Origin of the sequence: Streptomyces novaecaesareae, from assembly GCF_000716875.1 — a bacterium.
GTDB lineage: Bacteria > Actinomycetota > Actinomycetes > Streptomycetales > Streptomycetaceae > Kitasatospora > Kitasatospora novaecaesareae.
Map to the genome: position 1 here is coordinate 1 of NZ_JNWQ01000140.1, position 9,843 is coordinate 9,843.

Annotated in this window: 6 protein-coding genes; 1 reads left to right on the forward strand and 5 read right to left on the reverse strand. The window is 74.1% G+C overall.

The genetic code is table 11. The annotated features are described in order from the left end of the window. Positions 1-267: 267 nt before the first annotated feature. The 4 genes from OP86_RS31270 to OP86_RS31285 form a co-directional block, all read right to left on the reverse strand. A complete protein-coding gene (locus OP86_RS31270; RefSeq protein WP_030059211.1) occupies positions 268-2,073 on the reverse strand; it encodes a GMC family oxidoreductase in 1,806 nt (601 codons plus the stop codon). 54 nt (positions 2,074-2,127) lie between these two features. Then, positions 2,128-3,759, reverse strand: a complete 1,632-nt coding sequence (locus OP86_RS31275; RefSeq protein ID WP_030059213.1) for a succinic semialdehyde dehydrogenase — start codon at positions 3,757-3,759, stop codon at positions 2,128-2,130. 112 nt (positions 3,760-3,871) lie between these two features. Further along, positions 3,872-5,617, reverse strand: a complete 1,746-nt coding sequence (locus OP86_RS37595; RefSeq protein ID WP_030059215.1) for a serine/threonine-protein kinase — start codon at positions 5,615-5,617, stop codon at positions 3,872-3,874. A 161-nt stretch (positions 5,618-5,778) separates the two neighbouring features. Next, positions 5,779-6,867 carry a protein kinase domain-containing protein gene (locus OP86_RS31285; protein WP_051831082.1) on the reverse strand — a complete coding sequence of 363 codons (1,089 nt, stop codon included), beginning with the start codon at positions 6,865-6,867 and terminating at the stop codon, positions 5,779-5,781. Between the two features lie 57 nt (positions 6,868-6,924). Between OP86_RS31285 and OP86_RS31290 the strand changes: the two genes are divergently transcribed. Continuing rightward, entirely contained in the window at positions 6,925-7,452 is a 528-nt protein-coding gene (locus OP86_RS31290; RefSeq protein WP_030059219.1) for an SHOCT domain-containing protein, read from the forward strand. 21 nt (positions 7,453-7,473) lie between these two features. Here OP86_RS31290 and OP86_RS31295 read toward each other — a convergent pair whose 3' ends face one another. Then, entirely contained in the window at positions 7,474-9,438 is a 1,965-nt protein-coding gene (locus tag OP86_RS31295; protein ID WP_030059221.1) for a serine/threonine-protein kinase, read from the reverse strand. Positions 9,439-9,843: the final 405 nt, after the last annotated feature.

The following is a 9,843-nucleotide window of genomic DNA, read 5'->3' on the forward strand; positions in this document are numbered from 1 at the left end:
GGCGGCGGCGGCCCGTACCCGGGCACACCCGGCGGGGGCGGCGGCGCGGCGGCCGGCGGGGGCGGCGGCGCGACCGGCCGCCCGCACGAACCGCAGGTGGCCGCCCCCTCCACCGAAGTCGCGCCGCACGATGCGCAGTTGGCCATGGACCGCTTTCCCCCCGCTCGACGAGTCCCTGGGCCGCCCCAGGGAGCCCGTTTATCCCATCGGTTCCGAACGGCTGTCAACCGGGAACCCCGGCAGGCGGATTGGCCCGGCGGGCCGGGTTCAGCCGCGCTTCTTCGGGACCTCCGGGACGGGCAGCAGCGGCAGCCGCAGCGCCCCGAACGCGCCCTCCGGTACGGCCGGCCGTACCGGCGCCACCGGGGTGACCCGCCGGTAGGCCTGGTCCTGGGCCGGGCGCGGGTCGGCCTCGCCCTTGTTCGGCCACATCGACATGGCGCGCTCGGCCTGGGCGGTGATCGTCAGCGAGGGGTTGACGCCGAGGTTGGCGGAGACGGCCGCGCCGTCCACCACGCTGATCCCCGGGTACCCGTACAGCCGGTGGTAGGGGTCGACCACGCCGGTCTCGGGGGCGTCGCCGATCGGGCAGCCGCCGAGGAAGTGCGCGGTCATCGGGATGTCGAAGATCTCGCCGACGGTGCTGCCAGCGAAGCCGTTGATCTCGTCGGCCAGCGCCTGGGCGCCCTGCTCGGCGGCCGGGATCCAGGTCGGGTTGGGGGCTCCGTGGCCCTGGCCGGAGGTGAGCCGGTCCTTGCCGAGCGGGCCCTTCTTCAGCGAGACGGTGATCGAGTTGTCCAGCGACTGCATCACCAGGCCGATGATCGTCTTCTCGGACCAGCCGCGCTGGTTCATCGAGCGGGCGAAGGTCACCGGGTGGAGCACCGAGTTGCCCAGGTAGCGCAGCCAGCGCGGGGCCCGTCCGCCCCCCTTGACCTGCGCGATCGACAGCGCGCCCATCGCGTTGGAGCCCTTGCCGTAGCGGACCGGCTCGATGTGGGTGTTGGCGTCCGGGTGGATCGAGGAGGTGATCGCGACGCCCTTGGTGAAGTCCGCCTTGCTGCCGTAGCGCCGGTCGGTGGTCTGCGCGCCCACCAGGGCCTCGGAGTTGGTGCGGGTCAGCTCGCCGAGCCGCGCCGAGATCCGGGGCAGGTGCCCGCCGGCGCGCATCCGGTGCAGCAGCGACTGGGTGCCGTAGGTGCCGGCCGCGACCACGACCCGGGCCGCGGTGATCGTCCGCGCGCCCGCCTTCACCCGGTCGGTCTTGGAGCGGGAGTCGGTGCGGCGCACGTCCACGGCGTAACCGGGGTTCCCGTGACCGTCGGCGCACTCCCGGATCCGCGCCACCGTGGTGAGCGGGTGGATCTCGGCACCGCCCTGCTCCGCCAGGTACAGGTAGTTCTCGGTGAGCATGTTCTTGGCGCCGTGCCGGCAGCCGGTCATGCACTCGCCGCACTCCACGCAGGCCTTGCGGGCCGGGCCGGCGCCGCCGAAGTACGGGTCGGCGACCTCGTCGCCGGGCGCCGCCTTGGCCGTGCCGTCGGTGTCCTTGCCGTCGCCGAAGAAGACCCCGACCGGCGCCATGTGGAAGGTGTCGCCGACGCCCATCCGCTCGGCGGCCGCCTTGAGGTGGACGTCGGAGGGGGTGACGGTCGGGTTGAGCCGGACCCCGAGCATCCGCTGCGCCTGGTCGTAGAACGGCGCCAACTCCTCCTGCCAGTCGGTGATGTGGCGCCACTGGCGGTCCTCGAAGAACGCCTTCGGCGGCACGTACAGGGTGTTGGCGTAGTTCAGCGAGCCGCCGCCGACCCCGGCGCCGGCCAGGATCAGCACATTGGCCAGCAGGTGGATCCGCTGGATGCCGTACAGCCCGAGCTGCGGCGCCCACAGGTAGTTCGGCAGGTCCCAGGAGTTCCTGGGCAGTCCGTCCCGGTCGAAGCGCCGCCCGGCCTCCAGGACGGCGACCCGGTAGCCCTTCTCGGTCAGCCGCAGCGCCGCGACCGAACCGCCGAAGCCGGACCCGACCACGACCACGTCGTAGTCAAAATCCGGCGCGACTGCCGACTCCACCATCTGCCACTGCTCCTTCGACGTGTGAACGTGCCTGTGGTGACCACCAGTTGGGGGCTACTTGAAGCGCAGCGCCTTCAGCGCGCGCAGCCCGCCGGTCATCACGGCGGCGAACTGCCTGTCGTCCAGGCCGAACGAGGGCGCGATCGGCATCAGCCGCTGGGTCGCGATGGTCTGCGCCTCGGTGAAGCGCAGGATGCCCTCGGCGCCGTGCCGGCGGCCCAGCCCGGAGTCGCCCATGCCGCCCATCGGCGAGCCGACCGAACCGTACGCGGCCGCGTAGGCCTCGTTGACGTTGACCGTCCCGGTGTGCAGCCGGGCCGCGACCGACCGGCCGCGCCGCAGGTCCCTCGTCCAGACGCTGGAGTTCAGGCCGTACGGCGTGGAGTTGGCGGCGGCCACCGCCTCGTCCTCGGTGTCGAAGCGGTAGACCGAGACGACCGGGCCGAAGGTCTCCTCGGCGCAGACCGCCATCTCCGGGGTGACGCCGTCGAGGATGGTCGGCTCGAAGAAGAACGGGCCGAGGTCCGGCCGGGCGCGCCCGCCGGCCACCACGGTGGCGCCCGCCTTGACCGCCTCCTCCACGTGCCGGGTGGTGGTCTCCAGCTGGCGGACGGAGACCAGCGAGCCCATGTCCGCGCCGTACGCGAGGCCGCCGCCGAGGCGCAGCGCCCGGGTGCGGGCGGCGAAGCGCTCCAGGAACGCGTCGGCCACCGAGCGGTGCACCAGCAGCCGCTCGATCGAGATGCACAGCTGCCCGGCGGAGGAGAAGCAGGCGCGTACGGCGCCCGCGGCGGCGGCGTCGAGGTCGGCGTCGGAGAGCACCAGCATGGCGTTCTTGCCGCCGAGTTCGAGCGAGGCGCCGACCAGCCGGGCGGCGGCGCGCTGGGCGACGTCGCGGCCGGTGCGGGTGGAGCCGGTGAAGGAGACGTAGTCCGCGTGCTCCACCACGGCGGGGCCGATCACCGGGCCGTCGCCGATCACGACCTGCCACAGGTCGGCGGGCAGCCCGGCCTCGACCAGCAGCTCGCGGGCCCACAGGGCGGTCAGCGCGGTCTGCGTGTCGGGCTTGTTGACCACCGCGTTGCCGGCCACGAAGGCGGGCAGGGCGTCGCCGACGGACAGCTCCAGCGGGTAGTTCCAGGGCGAGATGTGGCCGATCACGCCCTTGGGGCGGCGGGCCTCGACCGCGTGGGTGAGCACCGGCAGCGCGCCGCCGCGCCGCTTGTCCCTGAGGTACGAGTGCGCGGCCCGCCCGTAGTGCCGGGCGGCCATGGCGACGGCCAGCACCTCCTCGAAGGCGTGCAGCCGGGCCTTGCCGGTCTCCGCCTGGATCAGGTCCAGCACCTCGTCCTGCCGCTTGAGCAGCAGGTCGTGGAAGCGCAGCAGGACGGCGGCGCGGCGGCGCACCGGCAGCGCGGCCCAGGCCGCCTGGGCGCGTCGGGCCAGCTGGAAGGCGACCTCGACGTCGGCCGGGGTGGACTGCGGCAGGCTGGCCAGCCGCTCGCCGGTGAGCGGGGCGACGGTGTCGATCAGGTCGGGCTCGCCGGTGGCCGTGACGCCGGCGGCCAGCCGGGTGCCCAGGGACGGCGGGACGGCCGCGGTGACGGTCCGGCCTCCGCCGGGGGCCGCCGGGTTGCCGGCGCCGAGCTGTTCGGTGGCCACTGCATCTGCTGTGAGGTCCGACATACGGCGCAGCCTAGGCGTTCGGCGCCGGGTCCGGTACCCGTCGGTAACAAGAATCTGCCGTAGTCGGGCGAAAGCGGGCGCCCGCTCGTCCCGCGTCAGGCGGGCCGCCCGCTCAGCGGGTCGGCGTGAAGTAGTGGAGCACGGCGTTGAAGCGCTGCTCCGCCTCGTTCCACTCGTTGCCCTTCTCCGGGCTGGACGAGTAGATCGCGTAGCTGGTGCCGTCGTCGTCGATGAACTCGGCCTCGATCGCCCGCCGCCGCCCGCCGGCCTGCGCGGCGTAGCTGAACTCCCAGACGGCCGCCTCGTGGCCGTTCACCGCGACGCCGGTCAGCTTCTGCTGCTTGTAGTCCTTCAGCGACTTGGAGACGCTGTTCTCCATCTGCCGCATGTGCTCCAGCGGCTTGACCGACTGCCCGACGGTGACGGCGAACTGCAGGTAGTGCACCTTGTTGTCGGGGCTGTAGAAGATCTGGTTGTCCGCCGCGCTGCTGCGCTGCCAGGCGGGGCTGCCCGAGGGCAGCGGGAAGCGGAAGCCGGCCGGGTCGTCGACCCAGTGGTAGCCGTCGGGCGCCGCCGCCGCGGGGCTGGCGTCGCTGCTGGGCCCCGGCGGGGTCGACTCGGCCTGCGTCGGGTCGTCGGTGCCGCCGCCGACCACCTGCCGGGTGGCGAGGAAGGTCGCCGCGGCCGCCAGCAGGCCGACGGCCACCGCGATGGCGATGATCTTCGCGCTGTTGCGGCGCTTGGCCGGCCCGCGCGCGGGCGTGACGGAGTGCGCCACCGGAGCGACGGGCGCGGTGTGCGCCTGCGCGGCGGCCAGCGCGCCCCCGGCGGTGTCCTGGACGGCGGAGACGGGAGCGGCCGCCTTCGACTCGGTCGGCCCATCGGAGCCCGCGGAGCCCTCGGGCCCCTCGCCACTGTCGGACTCCCCGGCCCCCGCCGATCCTCCGCGGCGGTCCACCACCGGCACCGACTGGGTGGGCACGCGCACCGGCGTGACCGACTTGAAGCCGATCGTGTGCCCGGCCTGGACCTCGGCGAGCATCCGGGCCGCCTCGTCCGCGGTCGGCCGGTCGGCCGGGTCCTTGGCCATCAGCGCGGCCAGCACCGGCCCCAGCGACCCGGCCCGGCGCGACTCCGGCAGCGGCTCGTCGACCACCGCGGCCAGCGTGGTGATCGGCGAGTCCCGACGGAACGGCGACTGGCCCTCGACCGCCGCGTACAGCGTCGCCCCGAGGCCCCACAGGTCGGAGGCCGGCCCGGGCCGCTCGCCCTGGGCGCGCTCCGGCGCCAGGTAGTCCGGCGAGCCGACCAGGTCGCCGGGGCGGGTCAGCTCGGTCGAACCCTCGTACTTCGCGATGCCGAAGTCCAGCAGCACCACCCGCCCGGTGCCGCGCTCCAGCAGCACGTTGGCCGGCTTCACGTCGCGGTGCAGCACGCCCAGCTGGTGGCCGCGGTGCAGCGCGGCGAGCACCTGGCTGCCGACCTCGGCGGCGGCGCGCGGCTGCAGGGTGCCGTCCTGGCTGATCACGTCGGCCAGCGAGCGGCCGTCGACCAGCTCCATCACGATCCACGGCCGGCCGTCCTGCTCCAGCACGTCGTGCACGGTGATCACGCCGGGGTGCTTGATCCGCGCGGCCGCGCTGGCCTCGCGCTTCATCCGGGCGTGCAGGATCTGCAGGTCCTCCTCGGGGAGGTGGTTGACGGTCAGCTCCTTGACCGCGACCTCGCGGTCCAGCATCCGGTCCCAGGCCCGCCAGACGGTGCCCATGCCGCCCCGGCCGAGCCGCTCGCCGAGCTCGTACCGCCCGGCCAGCAACCGCTCCGCCTCGGCCGCTTCCGACCGGTCCTGCACGCCCATCTGCGACCGCTCCCCCACACATTCCGCCTGCCGTCACCGCGACGGAGGACCTGGTGCAGACCACTGTTCGAACAAATCCCACACACACATTAGGCGTACGTTGCCGCCCCAGGTAATCACGCCCACCCTCCGGAGCGGCGGCCCCGGATCCGACCGGGCCGTCAGCCTGCGAACAGCACCACGGCCGCTATTCCCAGCGCGAGCAGGACAAACACCGCCCCCACCAGAAGCGGGCCCACCAGGGAGGGGGGTATCCGCGGCGGTTTCACCCCGCCACCGGACCCGCCACTCACGGAATCCCCGGCACCCCGACCGCCCCGACGCCGCCGCAGCGGCACCAGCGGAGCCTCCGGCTTCAGCGTCACCGCCCGGGCCACCCGCTCCTCGTCCACCGGCTCCGGCGCGCCCGCCAGCAGCTCCGCCAGCTCCCGGCGCACCTCCTCCGCGGTCGGTCTGCGCACCGGATCGGGCTGCAGCAGCCGCTCGACCAGGGGCCCCAGCGGCCCGCAGACCGCCGAGTGCTCGCGCCGCCCGTCCCGTACGGCCGTCACCAGCTCCGGCACACCGCCCTCCGGGTACGGCGAGCGGCCGGTCACCAGCCGGTGCAGCAGCACCCCGAGCGCCCAGCAGTCGCCCGCCGGGCCGCCGTCCAGCGGCCAGCGCTCCGCCACCGGGCCGACCAGGACGGCCCGTACGTCGTACCGGCGCCGCCCGCCGGGCCCGCCGAGCTCCTCGGCCAGCGCCTCCTGGGCCACCCCGGCGAGCAGCCCGCCGAGCATCGCCGCGCCGTCCTCGCAGACCAGCACCGACTCGGCGGTCAGATTGCCGTGGGTGAGCCCGGCCCCGTGCAGCGCCCGCAGCGCGCCGGCCAGGTCCGCCGCCAACTCGGCCGCCCGGTACGGCGGCAGCGGCCCGGCGACGAGCAGCTCGGCCGCCGTCCCCCCGGCCGGCCGCTCCTCGACCGTCCACAGCAGCTCGCCCTCGACGAACGCGCCGACCCCGCGCAGCAACCGCGGGTGCCCGGTCGGCGCGGCCGAGCCGACCGCCGCCACCCGCCGCACCAGCCGGTCCGCCTGCGCGGCCGCCGCGCCCTCCGGATCCTGACCGGTGGTCAGCAGCCCCGGCAGCTCAAGGGCGCGCAGCAGGACCGATTCTCCGGTCCGTTCGTCCACCGCGTACGCACACAGCGGTTCAGGACGGTCCGTCAGCCGGTACCGCCCGGCCGCCAACTGCCCGGGGCCGCCTCGCATGCCAGTTCCTCTCGCTCACCGAGCAGCCTACTGAGCGGCTCCTTTACGCTCGGTCCCATGGAATGGACCGATCTGATCGACACCGCCTTCAGGGTGGCGGGAAACACCAACCAAGCAAACCAGGCGGAGGTCGTCCGCACGGTGGAGGCCAGCGTCATCGACGGCGAGAAGCCCGTCGCCTCCACTGCCGGGCGCCACCCCGACCACTTCCGCAAGGGGGTGCTCGTCCTGACCACCCACCGGCTGCTCTTCCTGAAGGACGGGAAGCCGCCGGTACCGGTTCCGCTCGCCGCCGTCACCGACGCCACCGTCACCCGCACCAAACTCAACGGAGACGTCCTGACGGTCGTCGCACTGACCGGCTCGCACCGCTTCGAGGACGTGGTCAAGGCCGACGTCTTCGCCGAACAGATACGGGAGTCCGCCCGGCTCGCCCGCACCGCCCCGGCGCTGCAGAAGCCCGCCGCCGCACCCGACGCCGACGAGCAACTCATCGGCCAGCTGGAACGGTTGGCCGCCCTGCGCGCCTCCGGTGCGCTCACCGAGGACGAGTTCACCCGCGCCAAGCAGCGCCTGATCGGCTGAACCCGCCGGCCCGCACCGTTCCTACGGCGCGGGCTGGAAGCTGGTGAAGACGACGTCCCGGGCCGGGGCCAGCGCCGCCCACTGGGCGTCCGGGACGATCCAGTAGATCGAGTAGCCGTACTTGGCCGGAGTCCCGGTCACGAAGCCGCGGTTGAGCGAGTGCATCCTGGGCGTGCCGTTGGTCCACTCCCAGTCCGCCGCGTTGGTCCACTGCCGGTAGGTGATCGCCGAGAGGTTCAGCCGCTGGTAGTTGCTGACCAGGGCGCGGAGGTCGGGCTCGGACTCCTGCCAGTCCGCGACGGCGCTCGCGCCCGGCGAGGTCGTCCACTCGATCCGCAGCTGGCTGCCGTCGGCCGCGTTCTTGAAGATCCGCCGGTTGGACCCGGAGTCGGCCGGCTGCAGCCCGTCCGGCAGGACGACCGAGAAGCCGCTCGGGTCCTTGTACTCGTGGTACCCGGCCGGCACCGCACCGCCCGGCGCGGGCTGCGCCGGGGCCGGCACCTGCGCGGGAGCAGCCGGCGTGGTCGCCGCGGGCTGCGCGGGGGCGGGCTGTACCGGAGCAGGCTGTACGGGAGCGGGCGTGGTGACGTCCGCCCCCGGCGTCCCGGCAGGCGGGGGCACGGGAGCCGGCGCACTCTGGCTGGGCGTGGCATCAGTGGCCACCGGCGAGGATGCGCCCACCCCGTGCGTGGACTCACCCGTCGAACCGCCGCTCCCGCCGCCGACGGCCTGGACCACCGCCACCACTCCCGCGATCAGCAGCAGCACCACGACCACGGTGGCGATGGCCAACCGCCGCCGCCCGGTGCGCGGGTCGGCCCCGGCGGCCTGCGTCGCGCCCATCGTCCACTCGCTGGTCACCGGCCGGATCGGCTCGGACGCAGGCTCAGCCTTGGCGGCGGGCTCCACCCCAGCCACCGCGACCGGCTCCTCATCCCGGGCCCGACTGCCCACCCGGACCGTCCCCAGCAGCCCGCCCACGGCCCGCCTCCGGCCATCCCCGGGCTTCTTCTCCAAAGCCGGCTCCGACTCCGGCTCCGCCCCGACCTTCGGCTCCGCCCCGGCCTTCGACTCCACCCCGGACGCCGACGCCGCCGCAGCGACCGCCTCCTCCACCGGCATCGCATGCTCGGTGGTCGACTCGGCCTTCGCGGTCGCCTCCGCGACCACCCGCTTGAGCATCGACCGGGTCTGCGAGGCGTTCAGCCGCTCGGCCGGGTCCTTCGCCAGCAGCCCCTCGATCACCGGCAGCAGCGCCCCGGCGTTCACCGGCGCGATCAGGTCCTCGGTCATCACCGCGGTCAGCGTGGCCAGTGCCGAGCCGCGGTCGTACGGCGGCCGGCCCTCGACCATCGCGTACAGCGTGCCGCCCAGCGACCACAGGTCGGCCGGCGGCCCGGGCTTCTGCCCGCGGGCCCGCTCCGGGGATATGTACGAGGGCGCGCCGACCAGCATGCCGGTGGAGGTGACGGAGGCGTCGCCCTCCACGCTCGCGATGCCGAAGTCGGTGAGCACCACCCGGCCGTCATCGCCCATCAGCACGTTGGACGGCTTGACGTCCCGGTGCAGGATGCCCAGCGCGTGCGCGGCGCTCAGCACGCCCAGCACGTCGAGCGCGATCTCGGCGGCCCGGGCGGGGGCCAGCGGCCCGTCCTCGCGGATGACGTCGGCCAGCGAGCGGGACTCGACCAGCTCCATCACGATCCACGGCCGGTCGTCCTCGTCGACCACGTCGAAGACGGTGACCGCCGAGTTGTGCCGGATCCGCGCCGTGGCCTTGGCCTCGCGCAGCGTCCGGGTGATCAGCCGGTGCTTCTCGTCCTCGTCGACGCTGGCGTTCATCCGCAGTTCCTTGACCGCGACGGTCCGGCCCAGCATTTCGTCCTCGGCGCGCCAGACAGTGCCCATGCCGCCGCGTCCGAGCACGCCGTTCAGGCGGTAGCGGCCGGCCAGGAGGCGGCCGGTGGAACCCTGCGCCTGGGTCATTCGGAACGTTCCCCCATGTGCTGCCGGCGGTCGTGGTGACGGCGCGTCGGCCCGGCCTCGGTCCCAACGCCCAAGCCTCCATCATCTCCTGTCCCGGGGGCCCTCGACCACCCGCCCCCCGTCCCAAGCCGGGACGAACCGGAACGGGTGCGGCGCTCCGTGCCCGACCTGTGATCGAAAACTCGCCAAGATCTGTCCGAGTCACTGCTACCGTTCAGCAGCTCATCGTCTTTTCCGGGGGGATTCGACGCCCATGACCGCATCCGCGCCGGACACTGACGGCCCCTCGGCCCGGCCGCACACCGCCCAGCACTACTCGGTCGCGCCGCCCCCGCTCTCCCCCGAGGGCTACGTCGCCCCCGGCATGCCCGGCGCCCCCGTCACCGGCTACGACCCCGTCGACCC